Genomic DNA, 17,598 nt, shown 5'->3' on the forward strand with positions numbered 1-17,598 from the left:
TCCACCTACGGCCATGAAGGCGCAGGGGAACAGCAAAAGGCCCGACCACCCAATAAACACAAAGCGATCGCGCTTTAGCCAGTCGTCAAGGACGTCGAACCATCCTCGCTCGGTTTGCGCGCGTCCCATTGCTATGGTCATGTCAAATCCTCTTTATATGACATCCAATCCATAAGGTCGCAACTCTGGTGGATCCAGACAAGTCTGGCAGAGCATACCTCAAAGCAGGGGTTAGTAACTACTAAGTATTCCAGATATTAGAGCCAGGGAGAATAATATTCCTGCTCCAATCGCCGATACCTCTGCCTGAGTCGCACCAGCAGCCTTGAAGACAAGCGTCTAAAGACTGGGTTTCTATTTATGATAAGGAGTGTTCTAATTTTTTACAATCTGACACGTAGTTTCTCAGGCTAGCGGTGCCGGGGGCTTGGCGGTAATGAAGTCGGTGTTGGCCATAGGGGTTGACTAGCGAAGCCGCCGTGGGGTTTAGACTGGGCTGATTCAGTGTTTATATAGAGTAATAGCGGGTGATGTAACCCAGTTCGCTCAGTTTGATTTGAAGAAAGCGGTGGCGTTGAAGCCGCCCCACCCAAGCTTTTTCTAGGTTTTTGTCGCTCTTCATCTATCACTATCGCTTGTTAAGATCTATGACTGCCTCCCTGTCGACTACTCAATCTCAAGCCCTTAAGCGCACCGTGTTAGGGGCCCGTCGTGTGAGCAACATTTTTTGGGCCGTGGTGCTCACCCTAGGCGGGCTAGGGTTTGCCCTGGCCGGAGCTTCTAGCTACCTGAAACAGAACCTGCTGCCCTTCGCTGACCCAACCCAGCTGGTATTTATTCCCCAGGGCATTGCCATGGGCTTTTATGGGGTAGCTGCCCTTGGTCTGGCCACGTTCCTTTGGATTGTCATCAGTTTGGATGTGGGCGGCGGGTACAACAGCTTCGACAAAGCCAGCAATCGCCTACAGATTGTACGCAAAGGCTTTTGGGGCAAAAACCGCCGCATTGAATTTGAGCATCCCCTAGAAGACGTGACCGCAGTGCGGGTGGCGATTAAAGAAGGGCTCAACCCCAAGCGCACCCTATACCTGCGCATCAAGGGCCGCCCCGATATTCCGCTGACTCGGGTGGGCCAGCCAATTCCCCTAGCTGATCTGGAAAATCAGGGAGCAGAACTGGCGCGGTTTTTGCAGGTGCCGCTAGAGGGGCTATAGACCGTTTAAAGGTCTATGCTGAGCGGCGGCCCCCGGCTTTGAGCCCGTGCGATAACATGGGGGGTCGGTTGAACTATTAGGAATTGACGTATTGATGGCTCTCTCGACACGCCCGTTTACCCTAGCCCTAGCTGCCCTGCTAACCCTATGGCTGGGCGCTTGCACCAGTTCCCCAAGTTTGGACTCGACCAGCGAAGCCCCCACAGACCCCGGCCTAACTGAGTCAGTGGCGGTGGCCCCGACCGGTTTGCCCGTGCTAGAGGGTACGGCAACGGTGGAGATGGTGGTGAACGGCAGCCCCATTGTGATGGAGCTAGACGGTGCCAATGCCCCAGTCACCGCGGGCAATTTTGTAGATTTGGTGAACCGTGGCGTCTACGACGGCCTAGTGTTTCACCGGGTGGTGCGTGACCCACAGCCCTTTGTGGCTCAAGGCGGCGACCCCCAGAGCAAAGACCCTAGCGTGCCGGCTCAGCAGTTGGGTACGGGTAGCTTTATTGACCCTGATACCCAGGCTCCCCGGTACGTTCCCTTAGAAATTAAGCCCGCTGGGGCAGAAGAGCCAATCTATAGCCAAACCCTTGAAGAAGCCGGCATCAGCGATGCCCCAGAACTGCCCCACACTCGGGGTGCTGTAGCTATGGCACGATCGCAGGCGGTAGACTCAGCCTCGGCGCAGTTTTATATCACCCTGGCGGAGCTGCCCTTTTTGGACGGTAGCTACGCGGTGTTTGGCTACGTCACCAGCGGTATGGAGGTGGTGGATGCCATTCAGCAGGGCGATCGCATTGAGTCGGCGCGAGTTACGGCCGGGCTGGAGAATCTGAAGACTGAGTAGGCAAGGTAGAGATCGGGCCGTTGTTGTCACTGGCATAGGGCTGGTCACGGCCCTAGGAACTACGGCAACGGCCACCTGGAACAATCTTCTGGCCGGGAAATCGGGCATTCGGATCGGACAGCCGTTTTCGGAACTGCCGCCTCGGCCTTTGGCTATGGTGGGCGATAAGCCCACTGATATTGAGGATTTGCTGGAATTGGCAGTAGCTGAGGCGATCGCCGATGCCCAGCTCACGCCTCCCCTGACCGACTGTGGCGTGGTAATCGGCTCTAGCCGCAGCTTTCAGGGCCGCTGGGAACAGATGGCCCGTAGTGAATCTTGGGCAGACAACCCCTGGCTAGAGGCGCTGCCGCACATGGGGGCGATCGCCGTTGCCCGCCAGATTCAATCCCAAAGCCCGGTGCTGGCACCGATGGCGGCCTGTGCTACAGGATTGACGGCGATTTTCCAGGGTTATGAGCTGGTGCGGCGGGGGCAGTGCGATCGCGTCATTGTCGGGGCGGCCGAAGCGCCCGTCACTCCCCTTACCCTGGCTGGCTTTGAGCAATTGGGAGCCCTCGCCACCACCGGCTGCTACCCCTTTGCCCCCCAACGAGAAGGATTGGTGCTGGGGGAGGGGGCGGCGGTGCTGGTGCTAGAGTCAGCATCTTCCTGGCTGGCGCGATCGGGGCCAAAAGCTTACGGTCGCATTCTGGGGGGCGGATTTAGCGTTGATGCCTACCACCGCACAGCGCCAGACCCAACACTGGGGGGCAGTCGTTTGGCTCTCAAGAATTGTCTTTACTACAGCGGGCTGAAGCCTCAGCAGGTCAGCTACGTGCATGCCCACGGCACCGGAACTAGACTCAACGACGCCCATGAGGTGCAGCTATTGACGGAGGGGTTTTCGCCGCCGCCGTGGATGAGTTCGACCAAAGGAGCGACAGGGCATACGTTGGGGGCTTCTGGGGCGATCGGGGCGGCGCTTTGCCTGCTGGCGCTGCGGCATCAAGTGCTGCCACCTAATACAGGGGCTCAGGACGAGAGCATTTACCCCAAGCTCGTGACTCATCCCATTCCTACTGATTTGGAAGTGGCTCTGTGCTTTAGCTTCGGCTTTGGGGGGCAGAATGGCGTGCTGGCGCTAGGGCTTGATCGCACTAGTGCTGAAATTAGCGGCTCTGTTTAAAAACAGGGGACTTTGCAGCGGGCAAACAACCGTTTGTCCCTACACCGTTTGGCCTTGAGATAAAACGTATTCGATGGGCTGCTTCTGTCTAAAATTCACACGCGCTTTGCGGGACTAAGGGGCAATCTGCTTCCGTTACCGGGACACTCCCAAGGGTAAGGCGCATCAGGTGCGGCAGAGCGCCCAGCGGACTCAGGTCGGTGACGGGGGTTTCGTCTAGATACAGCACTTCTAAGTTCAGCAGTGAGGCGAGCGGGCTGACATCTTGAACCTCGGTGTTGACCAGTACTAGCGTTTCTAGACTGGTTAGCTCAGAGAGGGGTCGAATGTCTTGGAGAGGGTTAAACCCAAGGGTCAAAGTTTCGAGGGAGATAAGGGAGGCTAGGGGGCTAACATCCTCAATGGCGTTGCTGGTCAGCCCCAAGGTAGAAAGGTTACCTAGACTAGCTAACGGCATCAGATCTCGGATTTGGTTGTCGCTCAGGTAAAGGAAGCTTAGCTGCGACAGCGTAGCCAGGGGACTGAGGTCTTCAATTTGGTTAGAGCTGATGTCTAACCCAAGAAGGTTGGGAAACTGGGCTAGAGGGCTGAGATCTTCAATTTGATTGCCCTGTAGGGTCAAGGTGCTGAGCTGGGGCAGAACTGGCAGGCGATGCAGATCGCTCAAGCCCGTTTGGCTAGCGTGGAGACGAGTGAGATCGGTAAGCGTGGTCAGAGGGCCAAAATCGCTGACCGAGGTAGCGTCAATATCGAGGTCTACTACGGGTAGATTTGCCAGGGGGGCCAGGTTGCTGACCGGGTTGCGGCTCAACCCGAGCTGAAACAAGTAGGGTTTATTGGCTAGAGGGCTGAGATCGGTAACCCCGTTGCCGTCTAGATATAGCTCAGATAGCTCGGTTAGCGGTTGCAGGGGGGTGAGATCGGTGACGTAGTTGTCGCCTTGGGGCTCGCGGTAATCGTCCACCCAAACGCGGTTTTCTAGGGAAAGGCGGGTGAGACGGGTAAGCGATCGCACCGCTGAGATGTCGGTGATCTGGTTAGCATCGAGTTCCAGATCTAGCAGATTCTGAAGGTTGGCCAGCGGAGCCAGCTCACTGATCTGATTGCCGCTCAGACTCAGTAAGAATAGGTTTTCTAGATTGTTCAGGGGTGTCAGGTCAGCAAGGTTGTTGTGATCGAGCGTCAGAATTTGGAGATTGCTCAGGGTGGCTAGAGGCTGCACGTCCTGAATTTGGTTGTGATTGAGATGCAGCTCGCTTGGGGATAAAGCCTGTAGCGGCTTGAGATCGCTAATTTGGTTGCGGCTCAGATCTAGTTCGTAGAGATTGGTGAGGGACTGGAGCGGGGTGAGGTCGCCAATCTGATTGTTGCTAAGAATCAGGGTCGAGAGCTGACTGAGCCTCTGCAAGGGGCGCAGGTCTTGGATGGTTTGGTTATCTCGTAGATTGAGGCGGGTGAGCTGGGTCAGGCCGGCCAGCGGAGCCAGGTCGGAAATTTGATTGGCGTAGAGATCGAGCTGAATAAGCTGGGTCAAATCAGCTAGGTTGCTGATGTCGCTGATTTGATTGCCGCCCAGGTTGATAACTTGCAGGGAGGGGTGCGATCGCAAAGCGCTAATATCTGTGATTTGATTATCGCTGAGGCCCAGGTCAGTGAGCTGCGTCATCTCGGACAGGGGTTGAATATCGGTGATCTGGTTGCTGTAGAGATAGAGCTGCTCCAGCTGGGTAAGGGACGCCAACGGACGCAGATCGCTGATGTTGGAATACTCCAGGCTGAGCGTCGTGCTGCTAGCCAGCTGCTGCTCAGCTTCAGCACAGTCGTCGGTGCCTGTGTAGGCGAGCATGGCCTCAACCGTGTGCTGCGTCTCTGGGGCAAGGCTGTCGTAGTGATTGCACCAGGCGGCAAAGCTGGTATGGATCGGCTCGGCTTGGGCTAGGGTGGGCAGCGTTACTCCTGCCCAGAGAACCGGAGTTAACAGCGGCAACAAACGCATCGGCACAGCTTAAAAGAGGCGATCTAAACTGTCCCAATCTAGCCTCGTGGGCCGAAATCAGGCTTTAGGTGTCTAAAAAGACACAATTGGCGATCGTCAGCCGCCCTCATTTAGCTAGGAGAAAAATTTAGGATCCCATTCCAGATCCAAATCGCATCATCCGATGACAAACAGCGGGCTGGCGTAGGGGCAAACAGTGTTTGCCCAACCCAACCGGGGGTGAGAAGGCGGATTCAGTATCAAGCCAGGCTATTGAAGAATTCCATCGCCATCTGGGGTAGGTGGCTGACCTCAACCCATAGCTGCTCAGGGCTAATGCCAAACAGATATTGCAGCGCCACAACGATCGCGACCAGACCGATGAGGGGGACAAGTCCTATGCTCAAAATTCTGAGAAACAGCTGGGCAACTAAAACGACGACCGCGATCGCCGCAATCAGCAGCACCAGTTGAGGATCAACAGAACTAAACACAGAATCCATGGGGCAAGAAACGGTTAAGGAATAGATCGACAAAAACCCAGACTATCCTAGCTCAGAGACCGAGAGCGATGGTTGTTGGTGCTTTTAGGCCAGAACCCGGAAGGCTTCTGGTGCATCGCCGCCGGTCACGTAGCCACCCTGTTGTTTGATGGCAGTGAGATGGGCGATCGCCCCTTCACCAATCACCTCGCCTGCCACAATGGCAGGAATCCCTGGGGGATAGGCCGAAACCGTATCAGCACTAATGCGGCCAACGGCAGCTTTAGCCCCAACGGTTTCTGTAGGGGCAAAGAAAGCCTCGTGGGGCGACACTACCGGCAGGGTAAATGAGGTATCCGTGATGGGGGCGGGCTGAGGCCAGACCTCGATGGCAGCATGCTGCTTGGCGTGGCTCTTGACTAGCGATTGAAAACCAGCCACGCACCGCTGCCCATCCTCGTCTGTGTTGCCGAGGCTAACGATCAAGGTCAAGTGTCGCAGCTCCGGCAGTTCGACAGTGACGCCGAGCTCTTCGTGCAAAATTTCGTCGGCCTCTAGCCCCGTGAGCCCCAGGCCTGATACATCTACCGTCAGACGAGTCAGATCCAGATCGCTAGCGCTAGAGAAGGCCGTTACCGCCGGTTTATCCACGACTCGCAAACCAGGAACCGTGGCCAGCTCCCTTCGCATGTGTTGTGCTAGGGCCAATGTATCCGACAAAAGCGCTTTGCCCTCGATCGCTACCTGGTGACGGGCGGCATCTAAGGAAGCCAGCAGCAGAGAATTGGGGCTGGTAGATTGAGTGAGCTGTAGGGCCGCTTGCAGGCGATCGCGATCGACGCGGTCTCCCCGCGTGTGCAGCATCGCCGCCTGACTTAGTGCTCCCAGCACCTTGTGGGTTGACTGCACCACCAGATCAGCGCCCAGCTCCAACGCCGGGATTGGCAGGTCAGGGTGAAAGGCAAAGTGCGGCCCGTGGGCTTCATCTATTAGTAAGGGAATGCCGTGGAGGTGGGCGAGGGCTGCGATCGCCCCTACATCCGAGCAAATGCCGTGGTAGGTAGGCGATACCAGCAGCACCGCGCGGGTGTCGGGATGATGGCTGAGGGTAGCGGCGATCGCCTCTGCCTTTACCCCCAGCGCCAAGCCCAGTTCTGGGCTGTACTCGGGTGCCACAAAGATTGGCATCGCCCCCGATAGCACCAGCCCCGCAATCACCGAGCGATGGGCATTGCGCGGCACGATAATTTTGTCGCCAGGGCCACAGGTAGCAAGAATAGCGGCCTCGATGCCGCAGGTCGAGCCGTTGGTGAGAAAGTAGGTGCGCTCAGCCCCAAACGCCTCGGCAGCGAGTTCCTGAGCTTCCAGAATCACGCCTTCTGGAGCAAACAAATTATCTAGCTCCGGCAATTCCGGCAGGTCTACCGCCAGTGCCGCTGCCCCCAACAGGTTTCGCAGTCGAGACGATGCTCCTTGCCCCCGCTTGTGGCCTGGCGCGTAGAACGCCGCATGGGGTCGCCGACTGCTGGCCTGCAACGCCGAGAGAATAGGAGTCTGCGATTGATCGAGCATGGCTGCGAAAGAACCTATGAGCCGAGTCCTGTAGCGTTGCTCGGGTTTGGTGAAAGCCTCTCCAGGCAAGACTTCTGCTCCCCCATTTCCTCGCCGTCAAAGACTTGTCACGTACTACTGCTATAGAGGGCATGGAGGGATCTCCACCCTCATCACCTACCTTAGATTCGCTATAGTCTGAGAGGAAAAATTGGAGGATATCCCATGGCTAAAGCTACCTGGAACGGCGTTGTATTAGCCGAAAGCGACGCCTGCGAAGTGGTCGAAGGCAACCAGTACTTTCCCCCCGACTCGCTGAATATGGACTACTTCAAGCCCATCAGCAAAACCACCGGCTGCCCTTGGAAAGGCACCGCTAGCTACTACGACATCGTTGTTGATAACAACGTGAATTCTGGTGCCGCCTGGTACTACGCCGAACCCAAGCCCGCCGCGAGCAACATCAAGGGCTACGTGGCGTTCTATAGCAACAAGGTGAAAGTCGAGGCGTGATCTATGTAGGGGCACAGCAGTGCTGTGCCCCTACCGCCCAATTACGCTTTCTTCAGCCAGCTAAACATGGCCCGCAGATCCTTACCCACTTCTTCAATGGGGTGCTCGGCTTCGCGGCGGCGCATGGCGGTGAACCCGGCGTTGCCTGACTGGCTTTCGAGCACAAACTCGCGGGCAAACTGGCCGGTCTGAATTTCCTTCAGCACCTTGCGCATTTCGGCGCGGGTTTCGTCGGTGATGATGCGGGGGCCACGGGTGTAGTCGCCGTACTCAGCGGTGTTGGAGATGCTGTCGCGCATTTTGGCGAGGCCGCCTTCGACCACCAGATCGACAATTAGCTTCACTTCGTGGAGGCACTCGAAGTAGGCCAGCTCGGGCTGGTAGCCAGCATTCACCAGGGTTTCAAAACCGGCTTTGATCAGCTCGCTGAGGCCGCCGCAGAGCACCACTTGCTCACCAAACAGGTCGGTCTCGGTTTCTTCGCGGAAGGTGGTCTCGAGTACGCCAGCGCGGGTGCCGCCGATGCCCTTAGCGTAGGCCATGGCGCGATCGCGAGCCTGACCCGTGGCATCTTGGTAGACGGCGAACAGGCAGGGTACCCCTTGGCCCTCTTGATAGGTGCGGCGTACCAGGTGGCCGGGGCCTTTGGGGGCTACCATCACCACATCCACATCGGCGGGGGGCACGATCTGGCCAAAGTTGATGTTAAAGCCGTGGGCAAACAGCAGCACGTTGCCCGCCTCAAGGTTGGGGGCGATCGCCTCTTTATAAATGGTGCGCTGCACTTCATCGGGCAGCAAAATCATGATCCAGTCGGCGAGCTTGACGGCATCGGCGACGGGCTTGACGGTCAGACCTTCGGCTTCAGCTTTGGCGGTGGAGCGGCTGCCTTCGTAGAGACCCACAATGACGTTGACGCCGCTGTCTTTGAGGTTGAGGGCGTGGGCATGGCCCTGGGAGCCATAGCCGATAATGGCGACGGTCTTGCCGTTGAGCAAATCTAAGTTGGCGTCACTGTCGTAATACATGCGGGCCATGGGGTTCTCCTTGAAGTTGACGGACTGCGGTGTTTTCTGTGCAAGCTCTTGATTCTATCAAACTAAGGGGGCTAGCCAAAGTCCCTCATTTTATGATCTAACCTTCGCCGACCGCGCGCTCAGCCACCTCAAAGCAAAGGCGGCAACCTGCCCGATCGGTAGAATAAAGGCATGCACCAAAATCGTGGTCACTGTCCTCCCTACGAGCACCCTTGATGGTTGAAGCAACCTCTCCCCCAACCCTTGTTGCCCTGGTCACCGGGGCCAACCGAGGCATTGGCCTAGAAGTTACCCGCCAGCTTGCCCAAGCGGGAATGACGGTGATTTTGGGCAGCCGCGACTTGGTTAAGGGAGAAGCTGCCGCCGCGTCGATGATTCAGGCTGGGTTGGAGGTGCTACCGCAGCCGTTGGATGTGACCGACCTAGCCAGCGTTGCCCATCTAGCCCAGTTGGTAGAGCAGCAGTTTGGCCGCCTCGATGTGCTAGTCAACAATGCGGGCATTCTCTACGACACCTGGCAGCAGGCTAGCAATGCCGACCTGGAGGTGGTGCAGGAGGCGATCGCCACCAATACGCTCGGCCCCTGGCGCATGGCTCAGGCGTTTTTGCCCCTGCTCAAACTTAGCCCGCACGGTCGCATCGTCAATGTCTCTAGCGGAGCCGGGGCGTTGAGCAGCATGGGGGCAGGCACCCCGGCCTATAGCACCTCTAAAGCAGCCCTGAATGCGTTTACCCGACTGCTGGCCGCTGAGCTACAGGGCACGGGCATTTTGGTGAATGCGGTGTGCCCTGGCTGGGTGGCGACTGACATGGGCGGCAGCGGCGGTCGCCCGGTGGCCGATGGCGCAGCCAGCGTGGTGTGGGCAGCGACACTGCCTGACGATGGCCCCACGGGTGGCTTCTTTCGCGATGGCAAACCGCTGAATTGGTAGATGGCCCAAAGCGCTAGCGGCGTATCCATTTGGTGAGAATGCGTATGGGCTGGCCGGTGGTGGGGTCGAGCTGGGGTTTGCTCCAGGCGCGGGGTTCGGCGAAGCCGATGCTGTGGAGATGGGCGATGACTAGCTCCATGCCGGTGGCGGTGCCGATGAGCATGACGCGCACGGGTTCGCGTGGGTCGGCGGGCTCTGAGCTGGGTGGGTCGCCGGAGGGCGGCTGGCTATAGATTTCGCTGTTGGGGATGAATTCTGACATGGCGATCGATAAATAAGGGTGACAGAAGAGGGCTAAATCCTAGAGCTTTTGAAAAACCCTGGGATCTTTTGCCGCAAGAAGCTGCACGAAGGGTGCGAAACCCTGCGCAAAATGGGAAACTGGGCTAACAAATCAGCAATGCCCCGTAACGGCAAGAACGGTCTTGTCTTCTGGGCCGTAGTTTAGAGGCAATACTGGAAGCTTACTTCCGCTTGACGCATGTGTCAAGCAGTGGACTTCCGGAAGTTGAATTCCGCAATGTCTGATGAGGCACTGAATCGGCAAGAATCCCCTTTGAAGCAGATGCGGCAACGGGTTGGGTTAACCCAAGTTGAACTAGCAAGGCGAATTGGGGTATCCGACAGAGCAGTAAGAGCTTGGGAAAAAGGGGAATATCCTCCAACTCTAACAATCCCTCAGATTCGAGCATTATGCAGGGAGTTACAAGTTCCCTTTGATGAACTACCTAGTGACTTTGGCCCTTCGGGAAATAAAGAATAATTAAAACACTTATTTCAGTACTAGATGTAGCGTTGCTATTCAAGGAAATGATTACATCTAGCGTTCCTGAATTTCGATGTAAGCACTCAAAACACACAATTGCATTTCTTGCTGAGTGATGTACACTGTCGAATAAGAATAGTTCACAAGAACTAGTGAAGGGTTGATATCTTATGGAGAGACGGAAGATATTAATTGCTACTAAAACCTACCCTTCCATTAGCAAAAAGTATAAGGAGACTGTTTGCACTGCTGGAATTCTCTTAGATAACGATGAAACTCCGGTATGTTGGATAAGAATTTATCCTGTCCGATTCCGTACATTGTCATTTGATAGGCAATATCCTCGATGGTCTATCGTTAGTGCCAAGATAGAGAGAAATGAAAAGGATTACCGAGTAGAAAGCTACAGAATAGACGATTCTTCTATTGAAGTCATCCGATCACTCGGCACCTCCAACTATTGGCAGGAGCGAAAGTCATTTGTCTTGCCATTTCAAAGCCCGTCAATTTCATCTATCAGCAACCAAGGGAGATCTCTTGGAATTATTAAACCTCTCAAGATTGACAGCTATTTCTGTCGACCAGCATCAAGTGAATGGAGTGATAGTCAGAAAGCTGTTCTAGATCAGGGCGACTTCTTTGAGGAAGCTAGTGATCTCGAAAAAATACCGTACCAGTTTGGCTACAAATTCACTGCACAAGATGGAACCCAACATAAATTTTCAATAAGTGACTGGGAAATTAGTCAGTTATACAGAAATTGTCGAAACTCATCTCAAAAAGCAACTCTAGCGGAGAGAGAAAAGGATGCTTTAGAAAAAGTCAGACAAAAGCTTGCTGAGAGATTCATGGATGAGGACAAAATAGATTTGTACTTTATTGTTGGAAATCTGAAGAATCATAGCAAGACATTTATGATAATCGGGCTCTTCTACCCACCTTTCAAATCTCAACTTGATCTTGGTATATAGAGAATTTTGCCACCGTCTTGGCAAGATCTATGTAAGGGATATAGATATGAACTCATGTAGCGAAACCTTGAAATCAATACTGACGTTTGGGTACGGAAATCGAAAAGACTATAGCGTTTTTTTGGACTATTTGAAGACGTATAGTATTCAATACGTAATTGATGTGCGTCTAAATCCTCGTGCTTGGACGAGAAAATGGTACGGCTGCGCGCTTAAAAAATTCTGTGATGAAATAGATATTGAATACATTTCAGAGACATCTTTAGGAAATACTTCGGGGAAAAAAAATTGGATCCCTCCAGATATAGCTCTGGCAGAACAGCGTCTCCTTGAGATTGCTGAAATTTTAAACAGCAAAAAGACTAGGAACATTCTTTTGCTATGTGCCGAGCTAGATTATTCACGCTGTCATCGTACAGAGGTCGCAGAAAGGCTTCAAAGTATGACTGACTTTCCAATCAAACACTTGCAATAATTTCTGTTTTTTCTCTTAGCTTGGCTGCTCACGCTCAAGAATACTATTGATATCCTGTGATCCATACAGAATTCGGACGACTTCAACCGCTGTGGGCAAGTCAAAATAAAAAATCATGTATTGCCTAAACCCCTTCACATGCCATTTTCGCAAGCCCTGCAAAGAAGCACTCTGAACTGGGTAAACGACGCCAATTGCAGGCATTCTAGCTATCTGTGCGATCGTTAACCGAGCAGCATCGAAGAATTTTAACGCTGCTTCGGAGTTGCTCTGCGCAATGTAGGTGAAGTGATCGTCAAGGTCTTGGTTTGCCCGTGGGCGAACTGTAATTTGCTTACCCATACTACTCAGTAGGCAGTTGAGCAATTAAAGCTGAGCGCTTCCGCTCCCACCATTCATCGGTCGCTTCAATAGGCTCGCCGCTTTCTAAGCCTTCTAGCAAAAGTGCTTCAATCTTTGCCTGTTGAGATAGGCGCTCTTGGTCTCTCAAGACTAAATGCACCAAGTAATCGGTTGCTGTGTCAAAACCAGCCCGTTCAGCTTGTTGAGCGATCGCCGCTCCTACACTATCTGGCAAAGAGATATTCAACATAAGGCTTGCACTCAACCAATGCCGCATTCCTTTAATATTACCGAATCCGTCGTCAGCCCAAGTCAGTGTTCTATGCTGAAACTATGACCCAAACCATTGAACTTGCTACTTTTGGGGCCGGATGCTTCTGGGGTGTAGAAGCCGCCTTTCGCAAACTCGACAGCGTAATTGCCACCTCCGTAGGCTACATGGGCGGCCACTTCGAGAACCCCTGCTACCTAGATGTGCTCTCTCGCATCACCGGCCACGCCGAAGTCTGTCAGGTACAGTTTGACCCCGCCGAAATTTCCTACGACGCGCTGCTCGATACCTTTTGGCGCATTCACGACCCCACCAGCCTCAATCGCCAGGGGGGCGATCGCGGCGAGCAATACCGCTCCGTGATTTTTTACCACACCCCAGAACAGGGCAAAGCCGCCCGTCAAGCCAAAAACAAACTGCAAGACTCAGGCCACTACCCCAAACCCATCGTCACCCAAATCGAACCCGCCAGCGCCTACTGGCTCGCCTCAGAAGAGCACCAGCAATACTTTGGCTAGCCGTTGCTGACTTCAAAAGTCATCGTAGGCAGCATCTTCTGGGTTATCCCAAATCTGAGCTAACGACGGCTCAGAGGCCTGGGCAGCGGCGGCAACTAGCTGTCTATCTGAATAGCGCTGACTGAGAAAATCAATAAAATCTTCTATCTCAGCAATCTGCAAAGGAGAGAACTGACGAATTTTGTCGATCAGTTGCCGTTCTTGCTCAGATAACGCTTGCATAGGCTTCCCTACAGCATTGTTTGCGGGTATGACACCAGTTTAACCCCGTATCAATCAGCGCTTTATCTCTGTTCAACCCAAGCAATTACCTGGTCGCCCAAGCGCACATCGTTGAGGCGATCGATTTCGCGAATGCCGGTGGGGCTAGTGACATTGACCTCGGTGAGGTAGCCGCCGATCACATCAATGCCCACAAAGTAGAGGCCGTCGCGAATCAGCGTTGGGGCGAGCTGGCGGCAGATGTCGAGTTCGCGATCGGTGATGTCTACTTGAGCCACCCGGCCACCCACCGCCATGTTGCCGCGAAACTCGCTGCCCGTGGGGATGCGGTTCACCGCGCCGATGGGTTCGCCGTTGAGCAAAATGATTCGCTTGTCGCCGTCTTTGGCAGCGGGCAGGTAGGTCTGCACCATCACCGGCTCTTTGCCCTGCTGGGTGCTGATTTCAACCATAGAGTTGAGGTTGCGATCGCCCGTCTGCAAAAACAAAATCCCCTCGCCAGCCTTGCCCCCCAGAGGCTTGAGCACCGCCGAGCCCCAGCGCTCTACAGTTTCGCGAATCACCGCCTTGCTCTGAGTAACAATCGTTTCGGGAATCGCCTCGGTAAATTGCAAGGCATACATCTTTTCATTAGCGGCCCGCAGCCCCTTGGGTGAGTTGATCACGCGGGTTTTGGCCGGGTCAATGTAGTCGAGAATGTAGGTAGCGTAAAGGTAGGGCACCGTCACCGGAGGGTCAGTGCGCATAAACACCGCATCCATCTCTTCCAGCGGCAGCTGCACCGCTTCGCCCACTTCAAACCACGGGTTAGCCGCCGCCCAAAGCCCATCCACCAGATCTACAGGAACGAGCTTCACCGGCTGCATCAGCGCCAGAGCTTTGCCCGCCACCACGCTGAGGGCGTTAGCCGCTGTAATCCACACCTCGTGGCCGCGCTGCTGGGCCGCCTCCATCAGGGCAACACTGGTGTCGTGGCCGGGGTCGAGGCGGTTGATCGGGTCGATAATGAAGGCAACTTTCACAGGCGATGCTCAATACTCCAAGTAGAGTTCTAGCATCCCACGCACCGGTTAAGTATGAGGCAGCGCTAAGTAGAGCTACAGCACCGCAATGCACTCAATCTCTACGGCAACATCTTTGGGCAGGCGCGCCACCTCCACACAGGCCCGCGCTGGGGCATTGTCACCGCCGAAATACTTGGCGTAGATCTCATTCATAGCCCCAAAGTCGCCCATGTCTTTGAGAAACACCGAGGTTTTGACCACGTTGTCGAAGCTAGCTCCAGCTGCGGTCAAAATCGCCTCTAAGTTGCCGATCACCTGCTCGGTCTGAGCGACCACATCACCCTCACCCACCAGTTGCCCCGTGGCCGGATCAAGAGCAATTTGGCCTGAGACAAAAAGCATTTGCCCGCTGACCGCCACGGCCTGATTGTAGGGACCAACGGGGGCAGGGGCGGCGGGGGTGTTGATGATGGTGCGCTGCATTTTAGTGAAGGGGTGATGGGGTAGGGAAATTAGGGAGTAGGGGAGTGATGGGGTGGGGGAGTGAGGAAAGTGGTGGATTGGTGACTCCATCACCCCATCACCCTCAGTTGCTGCCAAAGCGGGGGCGCTGGCCGTAAAAGCGGTACTGCCAATAATCTCGCAAAATGCGATCGTGATCAAAGCAGAGATTTTGCGGCACTTCCCAAGGATTGACGATAGCGGCGGTTTTGGCGTCGTCACCGGCGACGGGGTCGACAGTGGCAGTGGCCAGAAACACAACGCTGAGGGTGTGCTGGCGGGGGTCGCGATCGGGGTCAGAGTAAACCGCGAGCTGTTCGATCAGGGTGACGGTGAGGCCGGTTTCTTCCTGAGCTTCTCGGCGGGCGGCGGTTTCGACGCTTTCGCCATAGTCAACAAAGCCGCCGGGCAGCGCCCAGCCCAGGGGCTCGTGGTGGCGCTCAATCAGCACGATGGGGCGGTGGGGATGGTGCAGCAGCTCAATAATAATGTCAACGGTAGGTGTGGGGTTGCGATAGGTAGTCATAGGGGGGACTTTATGGGAAATTTTCTGGAACAAAAATAACTCTTAGGACAGCCGACTCCTCTCCGTAGGTCATGCTAAAGTCCAACTGAAATTTAAGCCGAGCTAAGCTATGCCCTTTCCCAGAGCCAGCGGCATTCTGCTGCATCCTACGTCGCTGCCCGGTCGGTTTGGTATTGGCGACCTCGGGCCTGAAGCCTACCAATTTGTAGATTTTTTGGCGTCGACTCGCCAGCAGCTCTGGCAGGTGCTGCCCCTAGGGCCAACCGGTCATGGCAACTCGCCTTACCTCTGCTACTCAGCAATGGCGGGTAACCCGCTGCTGATTAGCCTCGAAGAGTTGTGCAATCGCTCCCTACTCTACCCCGACGAACTACACGAATTAGAGCACCTTTCTCCCCACCAGATCGACTTTGACCGGGTAATCCCAGTCAAGACGGAGCTGTTGAGACGAGCGGCCGACCGGTTTAGCGAAGTGGCTTCTGACGAAGACCGGGCCGCCCTGGCTCAGTTCAGCGAAGAGTGTCACTTTTGGGTAGATGAGTTTGCCTTTTTTATGGCGCTCAAAAATGCCCACGGCGGCGCGAGCTGGACGGAATGGCCCAGCGACATTGCCCGCCGTGAACCCGAGGCGATGGCCGCCTGGCGAGAAAAACTAGCCGGCGATATCTTTACCCACAAGTTTTTGCAGTTTGAGTTTCACCGCCAGTGGCAGTCGCTGCGGCAGTACGCCCGCGATCGCCAGATTCAGATTATTGGCGACATCCCCATCTACGTGGCCCACGACAGCGTCGATGTGTGGGCCTATCCCGAAAACTTCATGCTCGATGAAGAAACATTGGCTCCGGCCCAGATGGCCGGGGTGCCACCCGACTATTTCAGCGAGACGGGGCAGCTCTGGGGCAACCCCACCTACAACTGGGAGGCGTTGAAAAAGAGCGGCTTTAACTGGTGGATTCAGCGCATCAACGCGCTGCTAGGCTATGTCGATATCATCCGGATCGATCACTTCCGGGGGTTGCAGGCTTTCTGGAGCGTGCCCGCCGGTGAAACCACCGCCATCAATGGCGAATGGGTTGAGGCCCCAGGTACGGAGCTGTTTGAAGCCGTGCGCCAAACCTTTGGCAAACTGCCCGTCATGGCCGAGGACCTGGGGATGATTACCCCAGAGGTCGAGGCCCTACGGGACGAGTTTGAGTTTCCGGGCATGAAGATTCTGCACTTCGCCTTTGGCGGCGGCAGTGACAACCCCTACCTGCCCTTCAATTACGTCGAAAACAGCGTGGTCTACACCGGCACCCACGACAACGACACCACGGTAGGCTGGTTTGAAAAAATGCCCGACCACGAGCGCGATCGCCTCCAGCAATACCTCGGCTGCATCAGCCCCGAAGGCATTCACTGGTCGCTAATTCGCCTGGCGCTGCTGTCGGTCTCCAACCAAGCGATCACTCCCCTGCAAGATGTGCTGGGCTACGGCAGCGACTGCCGCATGAACACCCCCGGCCGATCTGACGGCAACTGGGGCTGGCGCTACGAGGCCAAGGTGCTGACAGATGAGGTTAGCGATCGCCTGCGATCGCTAACGGAGCTCTCTAACCGAGCCACAGCTTCGATGGAGTAAGGCTGTGGGTGGGGAGGTGAGGAAGATGAGGAGGTAAGAGGGTGAAGAGATCTGAAGATTTATCTAACCGATCTCTTTTCTATCTTCCCCACCTCCCTCATCTTCCCCATTCCCCTACCGACTCAACGCTGGCACTGACATACCCCGCATAAAGATATCGGTCACCGAGATCACCCCCACCAGACGCCCGTCTTGAACCACGGGCGCGCGCTGCACGCTGATGTCAGACAACACTTGGGAAGCTTCTTGAATGGTGAGATCAGGGGCCAGAGAAATGCAGGGCTGGTGCATGATGTCTTGGACCAGTACCTTTTTAGGATCGTGGCCTCGGGTCACCACGGTATAGACAATATCGCGCTCGGTCACCATGCCAAACGGCATATCTTGAGAGCGGTGTTCGACGAGGAGCGATCGAATCTGTCGCTGCTGCATCAGCTCAATGGCATCGGCGACGGTGGCACCGCTAGCGATGGTAGTGGCGTTAGGGGTCATGATGTCGGCCACGGTCAGCATAGGACTCTCCAGGAAACAATAGGGTAAGGGCTACAACCACGCATTACAGAGGCCTGCGCGCCACGGGCAGGCTTCTATCTGAACCCATAAACCGGCTGACAAGGTCCGGCCTGAAAGATCAAAAATCTGGCTGCTGGGGAAGGTCCCTCAGCGCTGCG

22 protein-coding genes and 1 pseudogene are annotated in these 17,598 nt (G+C 55.3%); 10 read left to right on the forward strand and 13 right to left on the reverse strand.

Annotation, left to right across the window (positions count from 1 at the left end; translation table 11 throughout):
- Positions 1–141: pseudogene (locus tag H6F59_RS02640) on the reverse strand (photosystem II D2 protein (photosystem q(a) protein)); the annotation flags it as partial.
- Between the two features lie 506 nt (positions 142–647).
- Between H6F59_RS02640 and H6F59_RS02645 the strand changes: the two are divergent.
- The 3 genes from H6F59_RS02645 to H6F59_RS02655 all read left to right on the forward strand — a co-directional run bounded on the left by H6F59_RS02645 (position 648) and on the right by H6F59_RS02655 (position 3,220).
- Complete coding sequence (locus tag H6F59_RS02645) at positions 648–1,214, forward strand: photosystem I assembly protein Ycf4 (protein WP_190515962.1); 567 nt, start codon at positions 648–650, stop codon at positions 1,212–1,214.
- A 94-nt stretch (positions 1,215–1,308) separates the two neighbouring features.
- Complete coding sequence (locus tag H6F59_RS02650; RefSeq protein ID WP_190694932.1) at positions 1,309–2,052, forward strand: peptidylprolyl isomerase; 744 nt, start codon at positions 1,309–1,311, stop codon at positions 2,050–2,052.
- Positions 2,045–3,220, forward strand: coding sequence for a beta-ketoacyl-ACP synthase (locus H6F59_RS02655; RefSeq protein WP_190695192.1), 1,176 nt, complete (start codon positions 2,045–2,047; stop codon positions 3,218–3,220). The genes H6F59_RS02650 and H6F59_RS02655 overlap by 8 nt, the downstream gene beginning before the upstream one ends.
- 88 nt (positions 3,221–3,308) lie before the next feature.
- Here the strand turns inward: H6F59_RS02655 and H6F59_RS02660 are convergent, their stop codons facing one another.
- From H6F59_RS02660 to H6F59_RS02670, 3 genes are all read right to left on the reverse strand, one after another.
- A complete protein-coding gene (locus H6F59_RS02660; protein WP_242021246.1) occupies positions 3,309–5,216 on the reverse strand; it encodes a leucine-rich repeat domain-containing protein in 1,908 nt (635 codons plus the stop codon).
- Between the two features lie 239 nt (positions 5,217–5,455).
- On the reverse strand, positions 5,456–5,698 hold the full coding sequence (locus tag H6F59_RS02665; RefSeq protein ID WP_190694936.1) for a hypothetical protein: 243 nt from the start codon (positions 5,696–5,698) through the stop codon (positions 5,456–5,458).
- A gap of 84 nt (positions 5,699–5,782) precedes the next feature.
- Entirely contained in the window at positions 5,783–7,249 is a 1,467-nt protein-coding gene (locus H6F59_RS02670) for an aminotransferase class I/II-fold pyridoxal phosphate-dependent enzyme (protein WP_190694938.1), read from the reverse strand.
- A gap of 204 nt (positions 7,250–7,453) precedes the next feature.
- On the opposite strand from H6F59_RS02670, the gene H6F59_RS02675 reads away from it, so the two are divergent.
- Entirely contained in the window at positions 7,454–7,741 is a 288-nt protein-coding gene (locus H6F59_RS02675) for a DUF427 domain-containing protein (protein ID WP_190694939.1), read from the forward strand.
- 41 nt (positions 7,742–7,782) lie between these two features.
- On the opposite strand, the gene ilvC is transcribed toward H6F59_RS02675, so the two are convergent.
- Positions 7,783–8,778, reverse strand: a complete 996-nt coding sequence (ilvC, locus tag H6F59_RS02680) for a ketol-acid reductoisomerase (protein WP_190694940.1) — start codon at positions 8,776–8,778, stop codon at positions 7,783–7,785.
- 215 nt (positions 8,779–8,993) lie between these two features.
- On the opposite strand from ilvC, the gene H6F59_RS02685 reads away from it, so the two are divergent.
- Entirely contained in the window at positions 8,994–9,710 is a 717-nt protein-coding gene (locus tag H6F59_RS02685; RefSeq protein WP_190694941.1) for an SDR family oxidoreductase, read from the forward strand.
- Positions 9,711–9,723: 13 nt separating this feature from the next.
- On the opposite strand, the gene H6F59_RS02690 is transcribed toward H6F59_RS02685, so the two are convergent.
- The gene (locus H6F59_RS02690; protein WP_190694942.1) at positions 9,724–9,972 is read right to left on the reverse strand and encodes a hypothetical protein; all 249 of its coding nucleotides are present in this window, start codon (positions 9,970–9,972) and stop codon (positions 9,724–9,726) included.
- Positions 9,973–10,275: 303 nt separating this feature from the next.
- Between H6F59_RS02690 and H6F59_RS27495 the strand changes: the two genes are divergently transcribed.
- The 3 genes from H6F59_RS27495 to H6F59_RS02705 all read left to right on the forward strand — a co-directional run bounded on the left by H6F59_RS27495 (position 10,276) and on the right by H6F59_RS02705 (position 11,922).
- Positions 10,276–10,473 carry a helix-turn-helix transcriptional regulator gene (locus H6F59_RS27495; RefSeq protein WP_242021247.1) on the forward strand — a complete coding sequence of 66 codons (198 nt, stop codon included), beginning with the start codon at positions 10,276–10,278 and terminating at the stop codon, positions 10,471–10,473.
- A gap of 173 nt (positions 10,474–10,646) precedes the next feature.
- Positions 10,647–11,447, forward strand: coding sequence for a hypothetical protein (locus tag H6F59_RS02700; protein WP_190694943.1), 801 nt, complete (start codon positions 10,647–10,649; stop codon positions 11,445–11,447).
- 46 nt (positions 11,448–11,493) lie between these two features.
- Positions 11,494–11,922: a DUF488 domain-containing protein gene (locus H6F59_RS02705; RefSeq protein WP_190694944.1), complete on the forward strand. Its 429-nt coding sequence runs from the start codon at positions 11,494–11,496 to the stop codon at positions 11,920–11,922.
- A 15-nt stretch (positions 11,923–11,937) separates the two neighbouring features.
- Here the strand turns inward: H6F59_RS02705 and H6F59_RS02710 are convergent, their stop codons facing one another.
- Positions 11,938–12,264 (reverse strand): type II toxin-antitoxin system RelE/ParE family toxin, encoded by a 327-nt coding sequence (locus tag H6F59_RS02710; RefSeq protein ID WP_190694947.1) that lies wholly within the window; start codon positions 12,262–12,264, stop codon positions 11,938–11,940.
- 1 nt (position 12,265) lies between these two features.
- Positions 12,266–12,529: a type II toxin-antitoxin system ParD family antitoxin gene (locus H6F59_RS02715; protein WP_242021231.1), complete on the reverse strand. Its 264-nt coding sequence runs from the start codon at positions 12,527–12,529 to the stop codon at positions 12,266–12,268.
- A gap of 68 nt (positions 12,530–12,597) precedes the next feature.
- On the opposite strand from H6F59_RS02715, the gene msrA reads away from it, so the two are divergent.
- Positions 12,598–13,053 (forward strand): peptide-methionine (S)-S-oxide reductase MsrA, encoded by a 456-nt coding sequence (gene msrA / locus H6F59_RS02720; RefSeq protein WP_190694949.1) that lies wholly within the window; start codon positions 12,598–12,600, stop codon positions 13,051–13,053.
- A 12-nt stretch (positions 13,054–13,065) separates the two neighbouring features.
- On the opposite strand, the gene H6F59_RS02725 is transcribed toward msrA, so the two are convergent.
- From H6F59_RS02725 to H6F59_RS02740, 4 genes are all read right to left on the reverse strand, one after another.
- Positions 13,066–13,275 carry a toxin-antitoxin system, antitoxin component, Xre family protein gene (locus tag H6F59_RS02725; RefSeq protein WP_190694951.1) on the reverse strand — a complete coding sequence of 70 codons (210 nt, stop codon included), beginning with the start codon at positions 13,273–13,275 and terminating at the stop codon, positions 13,066–13,068.
- Between the two features lie 62 nt (positions 13,276–13,337).
- The gene (gshB, locus tag H6F59_RS02730) at positions 13,338–14,297 is read right to left on the reverse strand and encodes a glutathione synthase (protein ID WP_190694953.1); all 960 of its coding nucleotides are present in this window, start codon (positions 14,295–14,297) and stop codon (positions 13,338–13,340) included.
- Positions 14,298–14,372: 75 nt separating this feature from the next.
- Positions 14,373–14,762 (reverse strand): RidA family protein, encoded by a 390-nt coding sequence (locus H6F59_RS02735; RefSeq protein WP_190695198.1) that lies wholly within the window; start codon positions 14,760–14,762, stop codon positions 14,373–14,375.
- 103 nt (positions 14,763–14,865) lie between these two features.
- Positions 14,866–15,306 carry an NUDIX hydrolase gene (locus H6F59_RS02740; protein WP_190694955.1) on the reverse strand — a complete coding sequence of 147 codons (441 nt, stop codon included), beginning with the start codon at positions 15,304–15,306 and terminating at the stop codon, positions 14,866–14,868.
- 109 nt (positions 15,307–15,415) lie between these two features.
- On the opposite strand from H6F59_RS02740, the gene malQ reads away from it, so the two are divergent.
- Complete coding sequence (malQ, locus tag H6F59_RS02745) at positions 15,416–16,927, forward strand: 4-alpha-glucanotransferase (protein WP_190694957.1); 1,512 nt, start codon at positions 15,416–15,418, stop codon at positions 16,925–16,927.
- 114 nt (positions 16,928–17,041) lie between these two features.
- On the opposite strand, the gene H6F59_RS02750 is transcribed toward malQ, so the two are convergent.
- A complete protein-coding gene (locus H6F59_RS02750; RefSeq protein ID WP_190515914.1) occupies positions 17,042–17,440 on the reverse strand; it encodes a CBS domain-containing protein in 399 nt (132 codons plus the stop codon).
- Positions 17,441–17,598 lie beyond the last annotated feature (158 nt).

The organism is Nodosilinea sp. FACHB-141 (assembly GCF_014696135.1).
Classification (GTDB): domain Bacteria; phylum Cyanobacteriota; class Cyanobacteriia; order Phormidesmidales; family Phormidesmidaceae; genus Nodosilinea.

Coding starts and splice junctions, on each gene's coding strand:
- H6F59_RS02740 (WP_190694955.1), bottom strand. CDS start 15,306: ATGACTACCTATCGCAACCCCACACCTACCGTTGACATTATTATTGAG.
- H6F59_RS02675 (WP_190694939.1), top strand. CDS start 7,454: ATGGCTAAAGCTACCTGGAACGGCGTTGTATTAGCCGAAAGCGACGCC.
- H6F59_RS02645 (WP_190515962.1), top strand. CDS start 648: ATGACTGCCTCCCTGTCGACTACTCAATCTCAAGCCCTTAAGCGCACC.
- H6F59_RS02700 (WP_190694943.1), top strand. CDS start 10,647: ATGGAGAGACGGAAGATATTAATTGCTACTAAAACCTACCCTTCCATT.
- msrA (WP_190694949.1), top strand. CDS start 12,598: ATGACCCAAACCATTGAACTTGCTACTTTTGGGGCCGGATGCTTCTGG.
- H6F59_RS02735 (WP_190695198.1), bottom strand. CDS start 14,762: ATGCAGCGCACCATCATCAACACCCCCGCCGCCCCTGCCCCCGTTGGT.
- H6F59_RS02725 (WP_190694951.1), bottom strand. CDS start 13,275: ATGCAAGCGTTATCTGAGCAAGAACGGCAACTGATCGACAAAATTCGT.
- H6F59_RS02710 (WP_190694947.1), bottom strand. CDS start 12,264: ATGGGTAAGCAAATTACAGTTCGCCCACGGGCAAACCAAGACCTTGAC.
- H6F59_RS02690 (WP_190694942.1), bottom strand. CDS start 9,972: ATGTCAGAATTCATCCCCAACAGCGAAATCTATAGCCAGCCGCCCTCC.
- H6F59_RS02670 (WP_190694938.1), bottom strand. CDS start 7,249: ATGCTCGATCAATCGCAGACTCCTATTCTCTCGGCGTTGCAGGCCAGC.
- H6F59_RS02650 (WP_190694932.1), top strand. CDS start 1,309: ATGGCTCTCTCGACACGCCCGTTTACCCTAGCCCTAGCTGCCCTGCTA.
- malQ (WP_190694957.1), top strand. CDS start 15,416: ATGCCCTTTCCCAGAGCCAGCGGCATTCTGCTGCATCCTACGTCGCTG.
- H6F59_RS02705 (WP_190694944.1), top strand. CDS start 11,494: ATGAACTCATGTAGCGAAACCTTGAAATCAATACTGACGTTTGGGTAC.
- ilvC (WP_190694940.1), bottom strand. CDS start 8,778: ATGGCCCGCATGTATTACGACAGTGACGCCAACTTAGATTTGCTCAAC.
- H6F59_RS02750 (WP_190515914.1), bottom strand. CDS start 17,440: ATGCTGACCGTGGCCGACATCATGACCCCTAACGCCACTACCATCGCT.
- H6F59_RS27495 (WP_242021247.1), top strand. CDS start 10,276: ATGCGGCAACGGGTTGGGTTAACCCAAGTTGAACTAGCAAGGCGAATT.
- H6F59_RS02685 (WP_190694941.1), top strand. CDS start 8,994: ATGGTTGAAGCAACCTCTCCCCCAACCCTTGTTGCCCTGGTCACCGGG.
- H6F59_RS02665 (WP_190694936.1), bottom strand. CDS start 5,698: ATGGATTCTGTGTTTAGTTCTGTTGATCCTCAACTGGTGCTGCTGATT.
- H6F59_RS02660 (WP_242021246.1), bottom strand. CDS start 5,216: ATGCGTTTGTTGCCGCTGTTAACTCCGGTTCTCTGGGCAGGAGTAACG.